This is a genomic window from Stenotrophomonas sp. SMYL8, assembly GCF_036320065.1.
Taxonomy (GTDB): Bacteria; Pseudomonadota; Gammaproteobacteria; order Xanthomonadales; family Xanthomonadaceae; genus Stenotrophomonas; species Stenotrophomonas maltophilia_A.
Genome location: NZ_JAWIRR010000004.1, coordinates 133,986 through 154,422, shown reverse-complemented (window position 1 = coordinate 154,422; position 20,437 = coordinate 133,986). Strand labels below are relative to the sequence as shown.

General features: G+C 68.0%; 18 protein-coding genes. 7 read left to right on the top strand and 11 right to left on the bottom strand.

Features of this window, described 5'->3' with window-relative positions:
* Window positions 1–74: 74 nt before the first annotated feature.
* Window positions 75–2,252 carry a primosomal protein N' gene (locus V3B25_RS05720; protein WP_329810287.1) on the bottom strand — a complete coding sequence of 726 codons (2,178 nt, stop codon included), beginning with the start codon at window positions 2,250–2,252 and terminating at the stop codon, window positions 75–77.
* 412 nt (window positions 2,253–2,664) lie between these two features.
* Between V3B25_RS05720 and V3B25_RS05715 the strand changes: the two genes are divergently transcribed.
* The 4 genes from V3B25_RS05715 to sppA all read left to right on the top strand — a co-directional run bounded on the left by V3B25_RS05715 (window position 2,665) and on the right by sppA (window position 7,882).
* Window positions 2,665–3,669, top strand: a complete 1,005-nt coding sequence (locus V3B25_RS05715) for a hypothetical protein (RefSeq protein WP_032129681.1) — start codon at window positions 2,665–2,667, stop codon at window positions 3,667–3,669.
* Complete coding sequence (locus V3B25_RS05710; RefSeq protein ID WP_201117452.1) at window positions 3,662–4,240, top strand: DUF3106 domain-containing protein; 579 nt, start codon at window positions 3,662–3,664, stop codon at window positions 4,238–4,240. Before V3B25_RS05715 ends, V3B25_RS05710 begins: the two co-directional genes overlap by 8 nt.
* 239 nt (window positions 4,241–4,479) lie before the next feature.
* Window positions 4,480–5,844 carry an MATE family efflux transporter gene (locus V3B25_RS05705; RefSeq protein ID WP_110713888.1) on the top strand — a complete coding sequence of 455 codons (1,365 nt, stop codon included), beginning with the start codon at window positions 4,480–4,482 and terminating at the stop codon, window positions 5,842–5,844.
* Between the two features lie 115 nt (window positions 5,845–5,959).
* A complete protein-coding gene (gene sppA, locus V3B25_RS05700) occupies window positions 5,960–7,882 on the top strand; it encodes a signal peptide peptidase SppA (protein WP_049400998.1) in 1,923 nt (640 codons plus the stop codon).
* Window positions 7,883–7,955: 73 nt separating this feature from the next.
* Here sppA and V3B25_RS05695 read toward each other — a convergent pair whose 3' ends face one another.
* The gene (locus V3B25_RS05695; RefSeq protein ID WP_049423399.1) at window positions 7,956–8,168 is read right to left on the bottom strand and encodes a hypothetical protein; all 213 of its coding nucleotides are present in this window, start codon (window positions 8,166–8,168) and stop codon (window positions 7,956–7,958) included.
* Between the two features lie 111 nt (window positions 8,169–8,279).
* Here V3B25_RS05695 and V3B25_RS05690 point away from each other — a divergent pair, with 111 nt between their 5' ends.
* Window positions 8,280–9,056 (top strand): SDR family oxidoreductase, encoded by a 777-nt coding sequence (locus tag V3B25_RS05690; RefSeq protein ID WP_010481164.1) that lies wholly within the window; start codon window positions 8,280–8,282, stop codon window positions 9,054–9,056.
* Window positions 9,057–9,149: 93 nt separating this feature from the next.
* On the opposite strand, the gene V3B25_RS05685 is transcribed toward V3B25_RS05690, so the two are convergent.
* From V3B25_RS05685 to V3B25_RS05645, 9 genes are all read right to left on the bottom strand, one after another.
* Window positions 9,150–9,896 (bottom strand): hypothetical protein, encoded by a 747-nt coding sequence (locus V3B25_RS05685; RefSeq protein ID WP_049423397.1) that lies wholly within the window; start codon window positions 9,894–9,896, stop codon window positions 9,150–9,152.
* A 35-nt stretch (window positions 9,897–9,931) separates the two neighbouring features.
* Window positions 9,932–10,609, bottom strand: coding sequence for a DUF4124 domain-containing protein (locus tag V3B25_RS05680; RefSeq protein ID WP_121504300.1), 678 nt, complete (start codon window positions 10,607–10,609; stop codon window positions 9,932–9,934).
* A gap of 43 nt (window positions 10,610–10,652) precedes the next feature.
* Window positions 10,653–11,243 carry a Sua5/YciO/YrdC/YwlC family protein gene (locus V3B25_RS05675; RefSeq protein WP_019338925.1) on the bottom strand — a complete coding sequence of 197 codons (591 nt, stop codon included), beginning with the start codon at window positions 11,241–11,243 and terminating at the stop codon, window positions 10,653–10,655.
* Between the two features lie 140 nt (window positions 11,244–11,383).
* Window positions 11,384–13,870, bottom strand: coding sequence for a DNA topoisomerase I (locus V3B25_RS05670; RefSeq protein ID WP_329810286.1), 2,487 nt, complete (start codon window positions 13,868–13,870; stop codon window positions 11,384–11,386).
* A 193-nt stretch (window positions 13,871–14,063) separates the two neighbouring features.
* The gene (locus tag V3B25_RS05665) at window positions 14,064–14,996 is read right to left on the bottom strand and encodes an RDD family protein (RefSeq protein ID WP_329810285.1); all 933 of its coding nucleotides are present in this window, start codon (window positions 14,994–14,996) and stop codon (window positions 14,064–14,066) included.
* Between the two features lie 49 nt (window positions 14,997–15,045).
* Window positions 15,046–15,804 (bottom strand): pilin, encoded by a 759-nt coding sequence (locus V3B25_RS05660; RefSeq protein ID WP_049423390.1) that lies wholly within the window; start codon window positions 15,802–15,804, stop codon window positions 15,046–15,048.
* 39 nt (window positions 15,805–15,843) lie between these two features.
* Window positions 15,844–16,317 carry a DUF494 family protein gene (locus V3B25_RS05655; protein ID WP_005411195.1) on the bottom strand — a complete coding sequence of 158 codons (474 nt, stop codon included), beginning with the start codon at window positions 16,315–16,317 and terminating at the stop codon, window positions 15,844–15,846.
* A 43-nt stretch (window positions 16,318–16,360) separates the two neighbouring features.
* Window positions 16,361–17,488, bottom strand: coding sequence for a DNA-processing protein DprA (gene dprA / locus V3B25_RS05650; protein WP_071227860.1), 1,128 nt, complete (start codon window positions 17,486–17,488; stop codon window positions 16,361–16,363).
* Between the two features lie 130 nt (window positions 17,489–17,618).
* A complete protein-coding gene (locus V3B25_RS05645) occupies window positions 17,619–18,752 on the bottom strand; it encodes a LysM peptidoglycan-binding domain-containing protein (protein ID WP_032128553.1) in 1,134 nt (377 codons plus the stop codon).
* A 126-nt stretch (window positions 18,753–18,878) separates the two neighbouring features.
* Here V3B25_RS05645 and def point away from each other — a divergent pair, with 126 nt between their 5' ends.
* The gene (def, locus tag V3B25_RS05640) at window positions 18,879–19,391 is read left to right on the top strand and encodes a peptide deformylase (RefSeq protein ID WP_008267110.1); all 513 of its coding nucleotides are present in this window, start codon (window positions 18,879–18,881) and stop codon (window positions 19,389–19,391) included.
* 120 nt (window positions 19,392–19,511) lie between these two features.
* A complete protein-coding gene (fmt, locus tag V3B25_RS05635; protein WP_049423383.1) occupies window positions 19,512–20,435 on the top strand; it encodes a methionyl-tRNA formyltransferase in 924 nt (307 codons plus the stop codon).
* The last annotated feature ends 2 nt before the right edge of the window (window positions 20,436–20,437 follow it).

Below are 20,437 nucleotides of genomic sequence, written 5' to 3'. Positions count from 1 at the left end.
GTCGAGCTTGCTCGACTGTTTCTGGCGCACGGCAGTCGAGCAAGCTCGACTTTACGCAGCATTGGGCAGCGCCCTCAATACAGATCCGTCGGATCCACATCCAGGGACCAGCGCACCTTGCGTGCTTCCGGCAGCGCGTACAGCTGCGGTACCAACTGCCCGAGCACGCCGTGCAATGGCGGCCGCTGCAGGGCAGACAGCAACAGCTGGGTGCGCTGGTAGCCGGCACGCCGCGGCATTGGCGCCGGCATCGGCCCGTAGGCCTCGACCACATTCTGTTCCCCCAGCAGTTGCCGCGCCGCCAGCAGGAACGCATTGGCATGCTCGACCTGCTGTGCCTCGGCGCGCATCAGTGCCAGATGCGCGAACGGCGGGAATCCGGCGGCCTGGCGCTGGTTCAACTCGGCCTGCGCGAACGGGTGGTAGCCACCGCTCACCAGGGTTTCCAGCAGCGGATGCCCGGGGTGATGGGTCTGCAGCCAGACCTCGCCGGGATCGCGTGCACGGCCGGCGCGGCCAGCGACCTGGATCAGCTGCTGTGCCAGTTTTTCACTGGCGCGGAAGTCCGCGGAGAACAAACCTTCGTCGATGCCCACCACCACCACCAGTGTCAGCTTCGGCAGGTCGTGGCCCTTGGCCAGGATCTGCGTGCCGACCAGGATGCCGGGTTGGTCACCCAGTTTCGCCAGCTGCTGTTCCAGTGCGTCGCGTCGTGAGGTGGTGCCGCGGTCGATGCGCACCACCGGAAAATCGGCGAAGGCGGCGGTGAGGTGCTCTTCCAGGCGTTCGGTACCGATGCCCTGTGGCTGCAGCGCCAGGCTGCCGCAGGCCGGGCATGCCAGCGGCGCCGGTTGCCGCGCACCGCAGTGGTGGCATTGCAGGCGACGGCCGCCACCATGCACGGTCATCGGTGCATCGCAGCGGTTGCAGGGCGCGGTCCAGCCGCAGTCATGGCACAGCAGCACCGGTGCGTAGCCACGGCGGTTCTTGAACACCAGCACCTGCTGGCCCCGCTGCAGGTGCTCGCCGATGCCGGCCAGAACATCGGCCGAGAGGCCATCGTGCAATGGCCGTTTGCGCACATCAAGGATGCGCACGCGCGGTGGTCGTGCATCGCCGGCACGCTGCTTCAGGCGCAGGTGGGTGTAGCGCCCGGCATAGGCGTTGTGCAGGGTTTCCAGCGAGGGCGTGGCACTGCCGAGCAGCACGGGAATGCCGAGCGCCTTGGCGCGCACCAGGGCGAAATCGCGCGCGTGGTAGCGGATGCCGTCCTGCTGCTTGTAGCTGCCGTCATGTTCCTCGTCGATGATTAGCAGACCGGCCTGCGGCAGCGGCGTGAACACTGCCGAGCGGGTGCCGACAATGACCCGTGCTTCACCACGTGAGGCGGCTGCCCAGACGCGAGCGCGCTCGTTATCGTTCAAGCCCGAATGCAGCGCATGCACGGCGATGCCGAGGCGGCCGCGGAAGCGTGCCAGGGTCTGCGGAGTCAGGCCGATTTCCGGCACCAGCACCAGCGCCTGCCTGCCCTGTGCCAGGCAATGGATGATCGCCTGCAGGTAGACCTCGGTCTTGCCGCTGCCGGTCACGCCATCCAGCAGGAAAGGCTGGAAGCCGTCGGCGGCGTTGATCGCAGTCACGGCCTCGGCCTGGTCCGGGTTGAGCGTGGGCCCGGGCAGCGGCTGCGCATGCTGCGGTGCCACCGTCATCGCCACGCGCTCGGCCAGTGCACGCTTGGCCAGACTGCGTGCGGCGGTGCGCCAGTCCTCCATGCGTTCGCCCAGTACGTCTTCATCCACCACGGCCTCGGCCAGCAGTTCGGCCAGCTGCCGCGGGCGGCTGCCGGCGCGCAGCTTCCCGCGCTGGGCATGGCCTTCGGGTGTCAGTTGCCAGCCCCAGTGATGGGTGTCGGGCAGGGCCTCGCCGTGGCGCAGCGGGCCGGGCAGGGCGGTGCTGAGTACTTCGCCCAACGGCGCGTGGGTGTAGCGCGCCAGCCACTGCAGGCTCTGCCACAGCTCACCCCGCAGCAGCGGCTGCGGGTCGCACCAGGTCAACGCCTGGCGGAGTCCCTGGCCGTCGTCGGTCTGGCCGTGTCCCACCACCACACCGACCAGCTCACGGTTGCCGAACGGCACCTTCAGGCGGCAGCCGACCGCAACCGTGGGGGCCACGCCCTCCGGCGACAGGTAGTCGAACAGGCGGGGCAGGGGGACGGGCAGGGCGACCTGCAGGGTCGGAATCGGTGAAAGCATCGGGCCAGTGTACCGGGCCATGCGCGCGCGAATGGCGGAGTGGGCGGCGGCGGGGCGGGGTCCGTTGAATCATAAATGTCACCTAAATATCGGTGTCCATTGGAGATTCAGTCTTATCCACATGTTCTGTGGATAACGCTGTGCGTTACCGGTCGGCGGGCGCGCAGGAGGCCGATGGCGACGGCCTCACGCTCGGGTTGGTCAAAAAATCGCCATACTTTAAAATCCATCAAAATCAATGATTTAGGTGTGAAACAATGCTGAAACAGAGTGAATTCAGCTGGATGCCACAGTTTCCTGCGCAGGCAGCGTGGTGCTGTGCACAACCTGCAGCACGAAGTGCCTGTGGGCGCAAGTCCTACGGGCGCCGATGGCCTGCCGCTATCATGCGGGCAGACCTTTGGAGTGATCGATGACGGCTGTGCCCGCCCCTGTTTCCTCGACCGCGGCCGGCGCGCTGTCGGCGTTCCTGCGAGGTGTTGAACGCCGCGCCCTGGTGGTGGCTGAACTGCAGTGCGGCGATGCTGCCCGGGCCGAACAGACACTGGTGGCGGTGATGCGCGCGTTTGCGGCGGTCGCCAGTGACCTGCCGATGGCGCAGTGGCCAACCCGCTTCTGGACCCTGCTGGGCCAGCGCCAGGCGCTGCGTGAGCCGGTGGGCGGCCAGTGGGAGCCGCCGCTTGCCGCCTTGGGCCAGATGGGACCGTTGCCGCGCTTGGCGCTGTTGCTGCGGGTGGGCGGCAGCCTGGATGAAGGTATCGCCACGCGCGTGCTCGACCAGGACGAAGCCGGCTACCAGCAGTTGCTGGCCGATGCCTGCCCGCGTGACGCGCACGGCCAGCCCGACGCCTCGGCCTGGCGCCAGCTGGCCGAACAGGTGCAGCTGCGCATCCGCGATCTGCCCGTCAAACGCCTGCAGCAGTTGCAACAGCCGGCCGCACCGACGAACAGCAGTGAAGCGCCGACCTCCAGCTGGCGCACCCCGCAGCGCGACGAGCGGGCTGCAGCCACTGGCAAGCGCCGCCGCGCCAATGCCAAGCCGCGCTGGCGCGGTCCGTTGATCCTGCTGATAACCGTGGTGGTACTGCTGGCCGCCGCGCTGGGCTGGCGCCATTGGCAGGGACATTCGTTCGGCAGCGACGCACCGCTGCCGGAAGGCGTGGTTGGTGAGGCGGGTCCCGTCACGGTGGAAGCACTGCCGCCGAGCAAGGTCAATGCCACGCCGGACGCGACCCCTGCGCAGGCGACGGACGACGCCACGATGCTGGCCGACCGCGACTATCCGCTGGTGGCCGATGCCGATCTGTATGCGTGGACCGCCGCGGGCGGCCCGCTGCCGGTGGACGAGTCGCAATCCAAGCCGAGCCGGCCGGAGCCGGCCAGCGCCACGCTGGAAACCGCTGCTGCCGATGAATAAGACCGTATTCGCCAGCCTGCTGCTGGCCCTGCCGTTGTCGCTGTCCGCCGCGCCGCAGACCTTGAACGTGCCGCTGCCGCCGCCAGTGCCGGGCAGTTCACCGGCGGCCCCGGCCACCATAGGTACGACGCCCGCTGCGTTCGCCCAGCTCGATGCCCAGCAGCAGCGCCAGCGCCGCGCCGACTACGCCGCATGGCGGGCATTGCCGGAGGGCGAGCGTGAGCGGATCCGTCAGGCCGCTGCGCGATTCAATGCGTTGCCGGCCGACCAGCAGCAGCGCCTGCGCCAGCAGTTCCAGGCGCAGGACCAGGCCTTCCGCGAAGGCTGGCGGCTGGGCCCGCAGCTGGGCCTGGAGTTCCCCAAGCTGCACGGCCTGTTCGGCTTCGTGCCGCCGGAACAGCGCGAGGCCGCGCTGGCCGTGCTGCGCCAGCTCAGCCCGGCGCAGCTGGCCCAACTGACCCTGGTCGCGCAGCGCACGCCACCGCAGGAGCGTGACAAGGTACGCGGCGCGTTCCTCGCGGTGCCGCCGGCCGAGCGCGATACCTGGCTCAAGCGCCAGGCCGGGCAGTAGAAAGAAAAGGGGACGGAGGGGATTAAGTCGTATTCGGCACAGTCGGGCTTGAAACGACTTAATCCCCTCCGTCCCCTTTTTCTGTTCGTAACGTGATCGCAACGCGTGATGCCGGGGCCTGCCGGAACCCAGCATTCACGCCATGTCATGGGAATGCGCGCGCTGCACGCGTAAGATGGCGGCCCGCAACCCGGTGCCTGTGCCCTTCGCGCGCAACCGTAGTTCGCGTCAAGCACCTTATGTCTACTGCAACCTCCACGCCGCGCTTCAGCAAGGAAGTCGGCGCTACCGGTCTGCTCGCCCTGCCGCTTGTGCTCGGGCATGTGTCCACCGGTCTGATCTCCTTCGTCGACAACGTCATTGCCGGCCACCACGCCACGGCGACCCTGGCCGCGGTGACCATCGGCACCGCCCTGCTGTGGCTGCCGATGCTGATTCCGATCGGCACCCTGATCTCGCTCACCGCCTCGGTGTCGCAGCTGCATGGCGCCGGCCGCGAGCGCGAGATCGGCCCGCTGTTCCGCCAGGCACTGTGGCTGGCGCTGGGCCTGGGCCTGATCATGTTCACCTTCCTCACCGTAGTGCCGCCGCTGCTGCCAGCGTTCGGCATCGCGCCGGACATCGTGCCGGGGGCCACGGCATTCCTGCACGCGGTGCGCTGGGGCGGCCCGGCGCTGACCCTGTATTTCTGCATGCGCTATCTCAGCGAGGGCATGCACTGGACGCTGCCGACCATGCTGCTCGGCTTCGGCGGCCTGCTGGTGCTGGCGCCGATGGGCTATGTGCTGGCCAACGGCAAGCTCGGCTTCCCGGAAATGGGCGCCGAGGGCCTGGGCATCGCTTCGGCGGTGATGATGTGGCTGCAGGCGATCGCCTTCGCCACCTACCTGTGGTTCACCAAGCGCTTCGCCCACCTGCAGCTGTTCTCGCACTTCGAAGGACCGCGCTGGAAGGCGATCTGGGACCTGCTGCGCACCGGCCTGCCGATCGGCATCACCGTGCTGATGGAGGGCGGCCTGTTCATCGTCACCGCGCTGCTGATCGGCCGCCTTGGTGCCAATGAAGCGGCCGCGCACCAGATCGCGATCAACGTCGCCCAGCTGTGCTTCATGATCCCGATGGGCGTGGCCGAGGCCACCACCGTGCGCGTCGGCCATGCGGTCGGCCGTGGCGATGGCTTCGGCGTGCGGCGCGCGGCCTGGGCCGGCTACGCGATCATCATGGGCACGCAGACCCTGTCGGCGGCGGTGCTGCTGTTCGGCCACGATGCCATCGTCGGTGTCTACACCAACGACCTGGCGGTGGCCGGCCTGGCCTCCACCTTGCTGCTGTACGCGGCCACCTTCCAGTTCCCGGATGGCATCCAGGTGCTGTCGGCCGGCGCGCTGCGCGGGCTGAAGGACACCCGCGTGCCGATGTTCATCGCCATGTTCGCGTACTGGGGCCTGGGCATGCCGCTCGGCGCCGGGCTCGGCCTGGGCCTGGGCATGGGCCCGCAGGGCATGTGGATCGGCCTGATCGTCGGCCTCACCGCCGCAGCCATCCTGATGGGCTGGCGCCTGCGTCGCAGCAGCCTGCGCATCGGGCAATCCGCGCTGTCCTGATCTTCGCGCCCGCCACGTTCACCCGTGACGGGCGATCCCCTGACTTGTGTCCGATGCTGCATCACGCGGCACCGGCTATGCTGGTACCACGGCAAGAAGCCATCCGGAGCGTTCCATGAATCAACCCGTGCCCCCGCTGCCCCCGGCGCGTCGCAACCCCGTCGCCAGTTTCTTCATCGGGCTGTGGGACGTCATGAACTTCACCCGCCGGTTGATCCTCAACCTGGTGTTCTTCGGCCTGCTGTTCCTGCTGCTGGTGATGTTCGTCATCGCCGCCGGCATGGGCGCCGGTGCCAGCAAATCGCTGCAGGACCGCACGACCCTGGTGATCGCGCCGGAAGGCCGCCTGGTCGAGCAGTTCAGCGCTGACCCGGTCAGCCGCGCGCTGGCCAAGGCGGTGGGCGACAACGGTGCCGAAGAGATCCAGCTGCGCGACCTGCTGCGGGTGATCGAGTCGGCCAAGGAAGACAAGAAGATCGAGCGCGTGGTGCTGGAGCTGGACAAGCTGCAGCCGTCGGGCTTCGCTTCGCTGCGTGAAGTGGCCGCGGCACTGCAGGACCTGCGTGCGTCCGGCAAGCAGCTGGTGGCCTACAGCGAGAGCATGGGCCAGTCGCAGTACCTGCTGGCCGCACAGGCCGACGAGGTCTACCTGGACCCGATGGGGTCGGTGGTGCTCGAGGGCCTGGGCCGCTATCGCCAGTACTTCCGCACCGGCCTGCAGGACAAGCTGGGCGTGGACGTGCACCTGTTCAAGGTGGGCGAGTACAAGTCCGCCGCCGAACCCTACGTACTCGACGCCGCTTCGCCGGCCTCCAAGGAAGCCGACCTGTTCTGGATGAACGACGTGTGGCAGCGCTACCTGGGCGACATCGCCAAGGCCCGCCGCCTGGATCCAGCACAGCTGGCTGCCGGCATCGACACGCTGCCGGAAGGCATCGCCGCTGCCGGTGGTGACCTGGCCAAGTTCGCCCTGCAGCAGAAGCTGGTGACGTCGCTGAAGACCCGCGAGGAATTCGAGGATCTGATGATCGAGCGCGGCGTGGCTGACGACGATGCCGACGGTGGTTTCCGCAACATCGACTTCGGCTCCTACCTGGGCCAGCTCGATGCGCGCCGCAACCCGGTCGACAGCCGTCCGCAGGTGGCGGTGGTGGTGGCTGCCGGCGAAATCAGCGGTGGCGACCTGCCGGCCGGCCGCATCGGTGGCGAATCGACCTCGGCGCTGCTGCGTGCCGCGCGTGATGACGAGAACGTGAAGGCCGTGGTGCTGCGCGTGGATTCGCCGGGTGGTGAAGTGTTCGCCTCCGAGCAGATCCGCCGCGAAGTGGTGGCCCTGCAGGCCGCCGGCAAGCCGGTGGTGGTGTCGATGGGCGACCTGGCCGCCTCCGGTGGCTACTGGATCAGCATGAATGCCGATCGCATCTATGCTGATCCGTCGACCATCACCGGTTCGATCGGCATCTTCGGCATGGTGCCGAACTTCAGCCGCGCGCTGGACAAGATCGGCGTACACACCGACGGTGTCGGCACCACCCGTTTCGCCGGTGCGTTCGATGTCACCCGCCCGATGGATCCGGCCGTGGGCCAGGTCATCCAGTCGGTGATCAACAAGGGTTACGCCGACTTCACCGGCCGCGTCGCCGACGCCCGCAAGAAGCCGGTCGAGGCCGTCGACGAAGTGGCCCGTGGACGCGTGTGGAGCGGTGCGCAGGCCAAGGAACGTGGCCTGGTCGATGCCTTCGGTGGCCTGAAGGATGCGGTGGCCGATGCCGCCAGCCGCGCCAAGCTGGGCAAGGCTGATGCCTACCGCGTGCGTTACATCGAGAAGGCGGCAACGCCGTTCGCGCAGTTCGTCAGCGGTTTCGCCGGCAGCCGTGCAGGTGCCTGGATGCTGTCCGACTCGGGCATGGCGCGGATGGTGCTGGCGCGCACGATGCCGGAAGTGGATACGCAGCTGCGCTTTGTCGAGAACGCGGCCCGCGAGAAGGGCAACGGCACGCCGGTGAAGGCGCTGGCGTACTGCTTCTGCGGGTTCTGATCGGAAGCCATCCACGCACGGCGTGGATCTACTGGAAACGCCCGGCCTTGGCCGGGCGTTTTCGTCTGCGGGGTTACTGCGTCGCGTCGGCCTCGGCCTTGCGCTCACGTGCGGCGGCATCGTCCACGGTCTTCTGCACGCCCTTGGCGCGGTCCAGCGGTTCGTTGATTGCGCGCGACATCGCCCGGGGCGCCGGTGGCTTTTCCGGGTTCGGCGCCGGTGGGCGCTGGCAGCCCGCCAGCAGCGCGGTGGCCAGCAGGGACGTGGACAGGATCAGGATGCGCATGGCGGCACTCCGTGATGGGCGTGCGGGCAGTGTCGCATCCTCGGCAGGGGGCGGCCGTGAGCGCGTATCCTTGCCGCATCGAAACACAGCGGGCGCGGCCCGGGAGAACACATGACCCAGCAACGGTGGCGCCTGGACGGCCAGACCGCCCTGATCACCGGCGCCAGCGCCGGCATCGGCCTGGCCATCGCGCATGAACTGGCTGGCTTCGGCGCCGATCTGATGATCGTCGGCCGTGATATCGACATGCTGGAGACCGCGCGCGACGAACTGCTGGACGTGTATCCGCAGATGCAGGTGCATGCGCTGGCCGCCGATGTCTCAGACGACGAGGACCGCCGCCAGATCCTGGACTGGGTGGAGGACCATAGTGATGGCCTGCACATCCTGGTCAACAACGCCGGCGGCAACGTGACCAAGGCGGCAACGGAGTATTCCGAGGACGAATGGCGGAAGATCTTCGAGACCAACCTGTTCTCGGCCTTCGAGCTGTCGCGCTATGCACATCCGTTGCTGGCACGCCACGCGTCGTCATCCATCGTCAACGTCGGCAGCGTGTCCGGCCTGACCCATGTGCGCAGCGGCGTGGTCTACGGCATGACCAAGGCGGCGATGCATCAGATGACCCGCAACCTGGCCGTCGAGTGGGCCGAGGATGGCATCCGGGTCAACGCGGTGGCGCCGTGGTACATCCGCACGCGGCGCACGTCCGGTCCGTTGGCGGACCCGGACTACTACGAGGAAGTGATCAACCGCACGCCGATGCGTCGTATCGGCGAGCCGGAGGAAGTGGCCGCAGCCGTGGGCTTCCTGTGCCTGCCGGCGGCCAGCTATGTGACCGGCGAGTGCATCGCGGTGGACGGCGGTTTCCTGCGCTACGGGTTCTGATCTTTCAGCAGGTAGTGCTGGCCGCTGGCCGGCAACTGCACTCATCTGAAGATCCTGTGGTTGCCGGCCAGCGGCCGGCACTACCGGTGGGTCTCACCCCGGTACCGGGCAGTTGCTGGCCTCCAGCACACCCTGCAGCCGCTCGCGTTCACCGCGCGCGGTATCGCGGTTCTCCGGCGCGGCGAAGCGCTCACGGCCGCGGGCATCGCGGAAGCGCTGCTGCCAACCACCGCAGCGCTGCGCTTCGGGAAGCGCTTCGCAGTGGTCGCGCACCACTTCACAGCTGGCGGCATTCACCGGCGTCACTCCGCCAAGGCCCTGTACCGTCATCAGCTCGCAGCGGCCGGGCGCGGCTTCGTACTCGTACAGGTAGCCGCCGCCCTGGCTGTCGGTGCACTGGAAGATCGGAGGAAGCGGCGGCTTTGGTGGACCGTCACCTGCGGCGGCGCGGGCCTCGGCATCGCGGCGCAGCGTCGCGCTGTCGAGGATCTGGTCGTCTCCTGCGTGTTCGACCATGCCTGCTTCCATGATCGTGCGTCCTTCGTCCGCGCGTCGTGGTTTTGCTGGGGCCGCAGGGGCAACGGCCGGTCCGGACGGCACCGGCGCGGGTGTTTCAACGGGCACGGATGCAGGTTCGGCGGCTACAGGCGCAGCGGCGGCCGGCTGCGAGTTGGCCGGGTCGGGGATGCGCAGCACCTGCTGCTTGCTGCCGGTGGCGCACGGCGTGCGCTGCAGGGTAGGGACGTCACTGCTGCTGGAGGTACAGCGGTAGATCACGCCCTCTTCGGCCAACGCGCTTCCGGGCAGCAGCACCAGGAGCAGCCAGATCACTCGGTTCATGCGCACAGCGTACAGGCTGCGACGGCGTGCTGCGCTCAGCGTTCGCAATCGCGCGACAGGCGCGCATCGATACCGCGCTGTTCGTTGCTGATGGCGGTGCGTTCACTCTGCAGCGCGCTGTTGTAACGGCGATCCAGCTCCCAGCGGCGGTCACTCAGCCGTGCGCAGACTTCCTGTGGTGGCAACGCATGGCAGCTGTCGCGGACCAGCACGCTGCCGGCCGGCACCTGCACGTCCATGCCGATCGAGGGGCGGCGATAACCCGTGCCTTCGCCGATCGGCGTGCCGATGGCCGGGCGTGGTCCGGGATAGGCTGGGCCACGATGGCCGTGCGGCAGCCAGACACTGGTCCACAGCGGCACCCAGCGCGGATTGCCTTCGTTGTTGTCGCTGGTATAGCGCCGTCCGTCCTCGCTCACGCACTCGTACATCGGCTGCGGCGGCTGGATGTAGACGTGGCGGACTTCGCGCTCGCGGATGACCGGGGTTTCGCTGGGCGGCGGAGGCGTGGCATCACTGCGCACCACCCGTGGAGCGGGATCGCGCGGGCGCTGCAGGTCGCGCACCTGCTGGCGGCCGCTGTTGCACGGCCTGTCCTGCAGGGCGACGGCGCCGTTGCTGGCAACGCAGCGGTAGACACGCACGTCCTCGGCCGCGGGTGCCGTCCACGGCAGCAGCAGACACAGGCTCAAGGTGGTGCGCAGCAGGGTCATGGCGGCAGGGTGCGTGATTGTCCGCAGCAGCGCAATCGCCGGCTCAGGAGCGCAGCACGTTGCCGCTGAGCGCGTCGCGGATCGGGGTGGGCTGGGCCAGGCCGCCGGTCTGCCCATCGAGGATGCCGTCGAGCAGGCGCAGCAGGCGCGGGTCCAGTTCTTCGCGGCTGCGTGCCGGTGGTTCGCCGGCCAGGTTGGCGCTGGTGGAGACCAGCGGGCCGCCCCAGGCGCGGCAGAGTTCGGCCACCAGCGGGTGCGCGCTGATGCGCACCGCGATACCGCTGTGTTCGCCGGTGACCCAGGGCTGCGCGCGCGGGCCGGCAGGCAGGATCCAGGTGTTGGCACCGGGCCAGCTGGCCAGCACCGCGCGCTGGCGGGCGTCGGGCAGCGCCTGCAGCCGCACCCAGCCTTCCAGCTGCGCCAGTTCGGCCGCGACCAGGATCATGCCTTTCTCGATCGGGCGCTGCTTCAGCCGCAGCACCATGTGCACCGCAGCTTCGTGCGAGGGATCACAGCCCAGGCCCCAGACCGCTTCGGTCGGGTAGGCGATCACGCCGCCCGCGCGGAGCGTGGCGACAGCAGAGTCCAGGGTGAGTTCTTTCATGGCGGCAACCGGCCCGGCGTGGGCCTTCATTATCCCCCTGCCGCGTGCAGAAGGGGTGGACCCTGGCACCCGGTAGTGCCGGCCGCTGGCCGGCATCAGCGGTAGGTACTGACTGCTGATGGTGGGTGCGGACCGTTGGTCCGCCCCCCTCATCCACGCATGGCGTGGATCTACTTCTTTGCAGCGGCCTTCTTCGCCGGGGCTTTCTTCGCAGCAGCCTTCTTCACCGCTTTCTTTGCCGGGGCCTTCTTGGCAGGCGCTTTCTTTGCAGCGGCCTTCTTCGGCGCCGCTTCCTTCTTCACCGCGGCCTTCTTTGCCGGGGCCTTCTTCGCGGCAGCCTTCTTGGCGCCGAAGCCCTTGCGCACCGGCTTGCCGGTTTCTTCCATCAGCTGCTGCACTTCGGCCAGGGTCAGCGAGGCCGGTTCGCGATCCTTGGGGATCTTGCCGTTCATCTTGCCGTCGCTGATATACGGGCCGAAACGGCCGTTCAGCACCTGGATGTCGCTGCCCTCGAACTCCTTGATGATCCGGTTGCGCGCGATCTCTTCCTTCTCTTCGATCAGGAACACGGCGCGGGCCAGGTCGATGGTGTACGGGTCGTCTTCCTTCTTCAGCGAGGCATAGGTGCTGCCGCGCTTGGCGAACGGACCGAAGCGACCGATGCCGACGCTGACCGCCTCGCCCTTGTCCTCACCCAGCGCGCGCGGCATCAGGAACAGTTCCAGCGCGTCTTCCAGGGAGATGGTGTGCATCGACTGGCCGGGGCGCAGCGAGGCGAACTTCGGCTTCTCCTCGGCGTCCTCGGCGGTGCTGCCGATGGCCGCATAGGGCCCGAAGCGGCCCAGGCGCACGCTGACCGGCTTGCCGGTCTTCGGGTCGGTGCCGAGCTCGCGCGCGCCACTGGCCTCGGCACGGTCGACCGATTCCTTCTTGTCTTCCACCAGCTCCTTGAACGGCTCCCAGAAGCGGGCCATCAGCGGGATCCACTCTTCTTCGCCACGCGAGACGGCGTCGAGCTCGTCTTCCAGCTTGGCGGTGAAGTCGTAGTCCACGTACCGGGTGAAGTGGCTGGACAGGAACTTGGACACCGCGCGGCCGACGTCGGACGGGCGGAAGCTGCGGCCTTCCATTTCCACGTACTTGCGGAACAGCAGGGTCTGGATGATCGAGGCGTAGGTCGAGGGACGGCCGATGCCGTACTCTTCCAGCGCCTTCACCAGCGCCGCTTCGGTGTAGCGCGGCGGCGGCTGGGTGAAATGCTGTTCGGCCTGGATGCGTTCCAGCGGCACGCGGTCGCCGGGCTTCATCGCCGGCAGCTTGCGGCCTTCGTCCTCGTCTTCGGCGCTCTTGTTGTCCTTGCCTTCTTCGTACACGGCCAGGAAGCCGGGCACCACCACGGTGGTGCCGCTGGCGCGGAACACGTGTTCGCTGCCGGCGGACAGATCGACGCTGACGGTGTTGAGGGTGGCCGGAATCATCTGGCAGGCCACCGCACGCTTCCAGATCAGCTCGTACAGCTTGCGCTCGTCATCGGTCAGGTAGCGCGCCACCTGCGCAGGCGTGCGCAGCGCCGAGGTCGGGCGCACCGCTTCGTGCGCTTCCTGGGCGTTCTTCGACTTGGTCTGGTAGGTGTTCGGCTGGTCCGGCAGCGAGGCGATGCCGTAGTCGCGGGCGATCACGTCGCGGATCTCGGCCAGCGCGTCCTGCGACAGGTTCACCGAGTCGGTACGCATGTACGAGATCAGGCCGACGGTGCCTTCGTCACCGATCGCCACGCCTTCATACAGCTTCTGCGCCACCTGCATGGTCTTGCGGGTGGTGAAGCCGAGCTTGCGCGAGGCTTCCTGCTGCAGGGTGGAGGTGGTGAACGGCGGCGCCGGGCGGCGTTTGCGCTCCTTGCTGGCCACATCGGTGACATGCAGCGAGCCCTGCGCGGCCTGCTGGATGCGCAGGCGGGCGGCCTCGGCGGTGTCGCCGTCGGTGATGGTGAACTGTTCGAACTTCTGCCCGTCCAGCTTGATCAGCTTGGCGTTGAAGTGCTGCGACGGGTGCGCGCACTCGGCGGCGATCGACCAGTATTCGCGGGCGATGAAGGCTTCGATCTCTTCCTCGCGCTCGACGATCATGCGCAGCGCCGGGCTCTGCACGCGGCCGGCGGACAGGCCGCGCTGGACCTTGCGCCACAGCACCGGCGACAGGTTGAAACCGACCAGGTAATCCAGCGCGCGGCGCGCCTGCTGGGCGTCGACCAGGTCGCTGGCGATCGCGCGCGGCTGGCTGATCGCTTCCTTGATGGCGCGCGGGGTGATCTCGGTGAACACCACGCGCTGCATCGGCTTGTCCTTGACCAGCCCGCGTTCCTTCAGGATCTCGGCGATGTGCCAGCTGATCGCTTCACCCTCGCGATCCGGGTCGGTCGCCAGCAGGATGTCGTCGGCGCCCTTGGCGGCCTTGGCGATCGCATCGACATGCTTTTCGTTCTTGTCGATCACGTCGTAGTGCATGGCGAACCCGTTGTCCGGGTCGACTGCGCCTTCCTTCGGGATCAGGTCGCGCACGTGCCCATACGAGGCCAGGACCGTGTAGTCCTTGCCGAGGTATTTGTTGATCGTCTTGGCCTTGGCCGGCGATTCGACGATGAGCAGGTGCTTGGGCATGTCAGGAAAGGTCTGTGGGCGGACCGGGGGAGAGGGGCCGCTAGGGTGGAGCAAACGGCCGCATTAGTGAAGCGGCCACGGGCAAATCCATAAACTGAACGCCCGGTAATGTGCCGGGCGTTCAGGTTTCACCTTATTAGAGGAATCACGCCCGGCCAGCCCATGTCAAGCAGCCAGGCGTGAGGATGGCCGTTCATGAGGCCATCTTGGCGATGAAGCCAACCGCGAACACCATGAGCGCAAGGCCCACCAGCGACAGCAGGCCGGTCAGTACGAGCACCAGCACGGTCACCGTGCCCAGCTCCCGGCGCTGCAGCTGCGGCTGGTCGGTGTAGGCCCAGCGGTCGACCACCAGGGTGTCGCAGATCATGTCGTGCAGGCCCTGCTTGCGCTCGGTGAAGGCGGCCATCAGGAAACCGATGCCGAGGGTGAAGGTGCTGAGCACCGCGGCCCAGTAGCGACCAAATGCGCGGGCCTTGGTCAGGCGCTCGCCATTGCTGCGCACGACCTTGATGCCGACCGCCATCTTGCCCAGCGTGGCACCGCCCTGCGAGGCATGGAACCAGGTGTAGTACGCCATGCCGATGGCCAGGTTGATCAGGGCACTGGCCAGCTGGGCCACGATTTCGATGGCCGATTCGCCGCTGCCCACCGCACCCATGCTGGCACCAAGCACCACACCGAGGATGGCGCCGATGATGCCGCCGGGGATGGCCAGCACGAAGTAGTCGATCATGTAGGCCGCCACGCGCTTCCAGAAGCCCGCGTAGACCACTTCGCCGCCCATCACCGGCTGGGCATGGCCGCCGCCGCCGAGCGCCGCAGGGGCGCTGTAGGGCGAACTGCTGAGCGCGCCGGTGCCAGGCAGTGGCGCCGTACCGTTGTCGATCGCGGCATAGTCGCCACGCAGGTCGAAGCCGCCACTGTCGGTGACCGAGCTGGCGTCGGCCAGTGTCTGCAGTCCCAGTTCGTCGACCACCTGGCGCAGCGCAGCCCACTGCGCCATGCCTTCGCGCCAGACCAGGGTGTCCAGGTTCAGCTGGCCGCGCTGGAAGCGCTGGCGGATCTCCTGGACCGGCAGCGGGCCCTGGCGTTGCTGTCCTTCGGCGTAGTACCACTCAGTCATTGCATGTTCCCTGTTGAATCATCCTTGGAGGTGCTGGCGTGCGCGTGGTTCAGCCGCGGCACGTCGGCGGCAGGTACTTGTCGTTGCTTTCGCCACTGCATTCCCAGCGGCCGCTGTCGCGATCGTATTCCAGCCACAGCAGGTCGCCATCAAGGCTCTTGCCGGGCAACGCCAGGGTGGCTTCGATGCCGCAGTGGCCATTGTTGAAGCGACCGATGTTCACCGCCGACAGCCCTGCATGGGCGAAGTCACCCGGGGCCGGGAAGCCGGCGTCGTTGGCACCGGGGCAACGGCCTTCGTCATCGGCGAAATGCTGCACCTGGTCCTTCAACGGCTGCAGCGCGGTCACTGCGCCGGCGACCTTGGCGCGCACGGTGTAGTCGTTGTAGGCGGGCAGTGCGATGGCAGCCAGGATGGCCACGATCGGGACCAGCACCAGCAGCAGGCCGCCGCCGATGATGGCGGTCAGGGCGCAGCCGGACAGCTTCTTCTTCGGCGCCGGCAGGGCGGTGGCGGATGCACTGGTGGTGTAGGGCGTGGACGGCGGCAGTACCGGCGGCTGCGGCGGAGGCGGCGCCACCGGTTCCGGATCGGGCTCGGGTTCCACCGGCGGTGCAGCAGCGTCCAGCGCCGGCACGATCAGGCCGAGTTCGTCGACCACGGTGCGCAACGGCTGCCATTGCGGCAGGCCGTCGCGCCAGACCAGGGTGTCCAGGGAGATCTGGTTGTTGCGGAACAACTCGACCAACTGTTCCGCCGGCAGCGGACCCTGCTGCCGGTTGCCTTCTGCATGGAACCACTCGCTCACGGGGACGCTCCTGAATGCGCTATGCCCCCAAGTGTACGGTCAGTGCAGGGGTTCTGGCTCGTCCATGAACATCTGCGTCTCCATCCAGGCGTACGCCGCCTCGGAGCCGGGCTGGTTGAACAGCACCATCAGCACGACCCACTTCAGGTCGTCCAGGTCCAGTTCGTCCTGGTCCAGGGCCATGGCCCGGTCCAGCACCAGCTCGCGCTGGTCGGCGTCGAGGATGCCGTGCTGTTCCAGGTACAGCAGGAAACCACGGCATTCCACGTCCAGCTTGTCCAGCTCGGGGCCGTGGTAGACGCGCACGGGACCATCGACCCGTGCCTGGGCCACGCTCGGCCGCTGCGCGGCCAGGGCATCGAGCCAGTCGAATGCCTTGTTGATCTCGGTTGGGCTGAAACCGGCCTGGATCAGGCCGTTCTGGAGCGAATCGCGGTCACGGATCAGGTCCGCATCTTCGCTGAAATAGTGTTCAAACAGGTACAGCAGTACGTCCAGGATGCTCTCTTTCATTGCCCCTCGGCCTGCGTCGCGCGACGCTGTGGAGGTGAAGAAACTAGGGAGTTCGACAGTAGCGGCCGTGTACGCACACCACGATTCCCGCCAGTTCCATGGCCAGCAGCATGGAGGACACCTGGGGCGCCGTCAATCCACAGCGCGTGATCAGTGAATCCATACCGCTTGGGTTGTGGTCCAGGGCCCGCCACAAGCACTGGTAGTCAGGGTCGTCGGCCCAGCGCGCCGGCAGGAGTACCGGCGGTGCCTGTTCAGTGGGGGTGGCGAGCCGTGATTGCAAGCCCGGCAGCTGCTGGCGAAGGGCGGGCGCCAGCATTTCAAGGACCTCCTCCGGGCGCTCGACCAGTGCGGCACCCTCGCGGATCAACCGGTGGCAGCCCGCGGCGCGTGGGTTGAGTACCGAACCGGGCAGGGCACAGACCTCGCGGCCGGCCTCGGCGGCCAGGCGTGCGGTGATCAGGGCACCCGAGCGCTGGGCGGCCTCGACCACCACCGTCGCCAGTGCCAGCCCGGCCACCAGGCGGTTGCGGGCTGGAAAGTGACCGGGGCGTGCCGGCGTTCCCGGGAGGTATTCGCTGAGCACTGCGCCTTCGGTGGCGATCCGGGCCTGCAGCCTGGCGTGGCTGTCCGGGTAAGCCCGGTCCGGGCCGGTGCCGATCACCGCCACGGTGCAGCCACCGGCGTCCAGCGTGGCCTGGTGGGCGGCGGCATCGATGCCTGCCGCCAGGCCGCTGGTCACCGCCAGCCCGGCTTCGACGAAGCAGCCGGCAAACCGGGCGGCCAGGGCGCGTCCGCCCGGCGTCGGCGAGCGGCTGCCGACCAGCGCCACCGACGGGCGCCAGGCCAGGCTGGGGTCGCCGGCGATGAACAGCGCCAGGGGTGGGTTCGGGACATCCAGCAGGGGCGGGGGGAATGCCGGATCGGTGAAGGCCAGCAGGTGCTGGTTGTCGTCTTCCAGCCAGCGCCGTGCCACGGCCCAGGCCCGGGTGTCCGGGCATTCCAGCGCGGCGCACTGCTCGGGCGTGCAGCCGTGCGCGCGCCAGTTCGCGGCGCCCTGCGCGATCGCAATCTCCGCGCTGCCTGCGGCCTGCAGCAGGGCCCGCCGTGGCGCCAGCGCGCCGCCTGCCATCAACAGGCGCAGCAGCGCCTCGTCAGCTTGGTTGGTCATCTCCCCACTATCGAGCGCATACAACAAAGGCGCCCTAGGGCGCCTTCGCATGTGGCTGTCAGGTTTTGCCGGAGGTGCCTGCCGGCCAGCGGCCGGCACTACCTGCAGTGCCCGGGCAACCCGGGACTGGTTACTTCGCGTCCGGGTGCAGTGCGTTGAACCCCACGCGCACCGGCTTCACGCCCTGCATCACCAGCGCGTAGCTGACGTTGTCGAAGGTACGGAACACCATGGCGTGCGCGGCGTATTCGTCCGGCAGCGAAACCCGGCCGGCGCCGGTGCTGAGCGAATCGTCCATGCGCGACGAGGTGGGGTACTTCATGCGGTGCGCCACGTGGCGGCCCGGGCGCCACAGCGAGAACACGGTGCCGTTGTCCACGCCCTGGGCGCGACCTGCGGAAATCGCGATCACATCGCGCGGGCCAGCGGCGGTGAACATGTCGGTGACGGCCAGCACGCGCACATCGACGCCCTCGACACCGGCGGCCGGGACATGGGGGACGAACTGCAGGTCATACGGTTTGGCCTCGACCGGGACCAGGCGGTCGCCGGCACGCACCTCGCGGCCGCCTTCGTTCTTGTCCAGCACCAGGGTGGACGCCTCGACCTTGCCGCCGGCGACATGGGTGATGGTGCCGGTGGCGACCTGGGCCAGCTCATAGCCGAGTATGCCGCGGCGGTGGTTGGGGGCGTTGTAGGCCCGCCACAGGTTGCCGCTGCCGGGGGTGACGTCGCCGTTGGCGGTCAGGTCCTCGGTCGGCTTGGGCTGGGCGTAGCGCACGGTCGGGCGGACCACGGCCCAGCGCTGGCCCAGCTGGGCGTCGGCCAGGCGCACGTAGACCGCACTGCCGCTGGTGACGCGCAGGCGTTCTTCTTCCAGGCCGGCCACGTAGGGTAGCTGCTCGATGCTGTCGACCACGCTCAGCTGCTTCAGGAACGGCTCGACCTGGGCCAGCGGAATGGCATCGATCGGGGCTTCCTGGCGCGGGCCGGGCTTGGCAGCGACGGTCACCCGGTCCAGATAGGCCAGGCTGAGCACGTCACCGGGATAGATCAGGTGCGGATTGGCGATCTGCGGATTGGCCTGCCAGATCTCCGGCCACAGCCACGGCTTCTGCAGGAAACGTGCGGCGATATCCCACAACGTATCCCCTTTTCGGACCACATAGGTGTCCGGGTGCCCGCCATTCACTTCCACGGCGGTAGCATAGGCAGCCACGGTCAGCATCGCCGCGGCGACGACCGTACGAAAACGAAGCAACATAGGTGTGAAGCCCTGATTCCCCAACAGGTCCGCGCACTATAGTCCAGAAACCGGGGCGCAAGGCAAGCGTTGGAGCTAGAATCTGCGACGTATGCCGGCGTGCCGGCCCCCTATCCGGAAACAGCCATGGCCCTTCTCCCCATTCTCGAGTTCCCCGATCCGCGCCTGCGTACCAAGGCTGCGTTGATCGAAGCCGCCGAAGTCACCACGCCGGCCTTCCAGGAACTGATCGACAACATGTTCCTGACCATGTACGACGCCCCGGGCATCGGCCTGGCCGCCACCCAGGTGGACGTGCACAAGCGCTTCATGGTCATCGACGTCAGCGAAGAAAAGAATGAACCGCATGTGTTCATCAACCCGGAAATCGTCGCCAAGGACGGAGGCCGGGTGTACCAGGAGGGCTGCCTGTCGGTTCCGGGCATCTTCGCCGACGTGACCCGCGCCGATACCATCACCGTGAAGTACCTGGACCGCAACGGCCAGGAACAGCAGCTGGAAGCCGGCGAAGTGCTGGCCACCTGCATCCAGCACGAGATGGATCACCTGGACGGCAAGCTGTTCATCGACTATCTGTCGCCGCTCAAGCGCGAGATGGTGCGCAAGAAGCTGGCCAAGCAGCGCAAGCACGTGGCGTGATCGCCAATCCGGGCCGCCCATCGGGTGGCCCGTGCCTGCGCGACGCGCGCGGGTTGTACGGCGCCGGCCGACGGCGCCGTTTTCTTTCCTGCACGAATCCATCCTGCAAGTGGGGTAGCCATGAGGATTGTCTTTGCCGGTACGCCGGAATTCGCGGTGTCGTCGCTGCGCGCGGCTGCGCGCCACCATGAGGTCGTGGCCGTCTACACCCAGCCTGATCGTCCGGCCGGCCGTGGCCGTGGCCTGGCGCCGTCGCCGGTCAAGCTTGAAGCCGTGGCCCGTGGCATTCCGGTTTACCAGCCCGAATCGCTGAAGGATGAAGCCGCCCAGCAGCAGCTGCGCGACCTGCAGCCGGACCTGATGGTGGTGGTAGCGTACGGCCTGATCCTGCCGAAGGCGGTGCTGGCCATTCCGACCCACGGCTGCTGGAACGTGCATGCCTCGCTGCTGCCGCGCTGGCGCGGCGCCGCGCCGATCCAGCGTGCGATCCAGGCCGGCGATGCGAAGACCGGCGTCTGCCTGATGCAGATGGAGGCCGGCCTGGATACCGGCCCGGTGCTGCTGCACCAGGAGCTGCCGATCGCGGCCACCGATACCGGTGGCCAGCTGCATGACAAGCTGGCGGAACTGGGCGCGCAGGTGCTGTCCGACGGCCTGGGCCTGCTGCGGGCCGGCATCAAGCCGATCGCGCGGCCGCAGCCGGAGCAGGGCGTGACCTATGCGCACAAGCTGGACAAGGCCGAGGCCCGTCTGGACTGGGCGCTGGATGCAGGGGCGCTGGCACGCACCGTGCGCGCCTTCAATCCGTGGCCGATCGCCGAGGCGACGCTGGCTGGCGAGCGGGTGCGCATCCATGGCGCGGTGGCGCTGGATGAGGCCCACGACCAGGCGCCGGGCACGGTGCTGGCGGCCAGCCGCGATGGCATCGATATCGCCTGTGGCCAGGGCGCACTGCGCCTGCGCGTGCTGCAGCGGGAAGGTGGCAAGGCGATTACTGCGGCCGACTACCTCAACGCCCGCCGCGATCTGCGCGTGGGGGCATAAGC

What these genes read in the sequence shown, in the direction of transcription:
- sppA (WP_049400998.1), top strand. Translation starts at nt 5,960, where the DNA reads ATGAATCAACCCGTGCCCCCGCTGCCCCCGGCGCGTCGCAACCCCGTC.
- V3B25_RS05690 (WP_010481164.1), top strand. Translation starts at nt 8,280, where the DNA reads ATGACCCAGCAACGGTGGCGCCTGGACGGCCAGACCGCCCTGATCACC.
- V3B25_RS05680 (WP_121504300.1), bottom strand. Translation starts at nt 10,609, where the DNA reads ATGACCCTGCTGCGCACCACCTTGAGCCTGTGTCTGCTGCTGCCGTGG.
- V3B25_RS05715 (WP_032129681.1), top strand. Translation starts at nt 2,665, where the DNA reads ATGACGGCTGTGCCCGCCCCTGTTTCCTCGACCGCGGCCGGCGCGCTG.
- fmt (WP_049423383.1), top strand. Translation starts at nt 19,512, where the DNA reads ATGAGGATTGTCTTTGCCGGTACGCCGGAATTCGCGGTGTCGTCGCTG.
- V3B25_RS05670 (WP_329810286.1), bottom strand. Translation starts at nt 13,870, where the DNA reads ATGCCCAAGCACCTGCTCATCGTCGAATCGCCGGCCAAGGCCAAGACG.
- V3B25_RS05710 (WP_201117452.1), top strand. Translation starts at nt 3,662, where the DNA reads ATGAATAAGACCGTATTCGCCAGCCTGCTGCTGGCCCTGCCGTTGTCG.
- V3B25_RS05665 (WP_329810285.1), bottom strand. Translation starts at nt 14,996, where the DNA reads ATGACTGAGTGGTACTACGCCGAAGGACAGCAACGCCAGGGCCCGCTG.
- V3B25_RS05685 (WP_049423397.1), bottom strand. Translation starts at nt 9,896, where the DNA reads ATGAACCGAGTGATCTGGCTGCTCCTGGTGCTGCTGCCCGGAAGCGCG.
- V3B25_RS05720 (WP_329810287.1), bottom strand. Translation starts at nt 2,252, where the DNA reads ATGCTTTCACCGATTCCGACCCTGCAGGTCGCCCTGCCCGTCCCCCTG.
- V3B25_RS05695 (WP_049423399.1), bottom strand. Translation starts at nt 8,168, where the DNA reads ATGCGCATCCTGATCCTGTCCACGTCCCTGCTGGCCACCGCGCTGCTG.
- dprA (WP_071227860.1), bottom strand. Translation starts at nt 17,488, where the DNA reads ATGACCAACCAAGCTGACGAGGCGCTGCTGCGCCTGTTGATGGCAGGC.
- V3B25_RS05645 (WP_032128553.1), bottom strand. Translation starts at nt 18,752, where the DNA reads ATGTTGCTTCGTTTTCGTACGGTCGTCGCCGCGGCGATGCTGACCGTG.
- V3B25_RS05705 (WP_110713888.1), top strand. Translation starts at nt 4,480, where the DNA reads ATGTCTACTGCAACCTCCACGCCGCGCTTCAGCAAGGAAGTCGGCGCT.
- V3B25_RS05655 (WP_005411195.1), bottom strand. Translation starts at nt 16,317, where the DNA reads ATGAAAGAGAGCATCCTGGACGTACTGCTGTACCTGTTTGAACACTAT.
- V3B25_RS05675 (WP_019338925.1), bottom strand. Translation starts at nt 11,243, where the DNA reads ATGAAGGCCCACGCCGGGCCGGTTGCCGCCATGAAAGAACTCACCCTG.
- def (WP_008267110.1), top strand. Translation starts at nt 18,879, where the DNA reads ATGGCCCTTCTCCCCATTCTCGAGTTCCCCGATCCGCGCCTGCGTACC.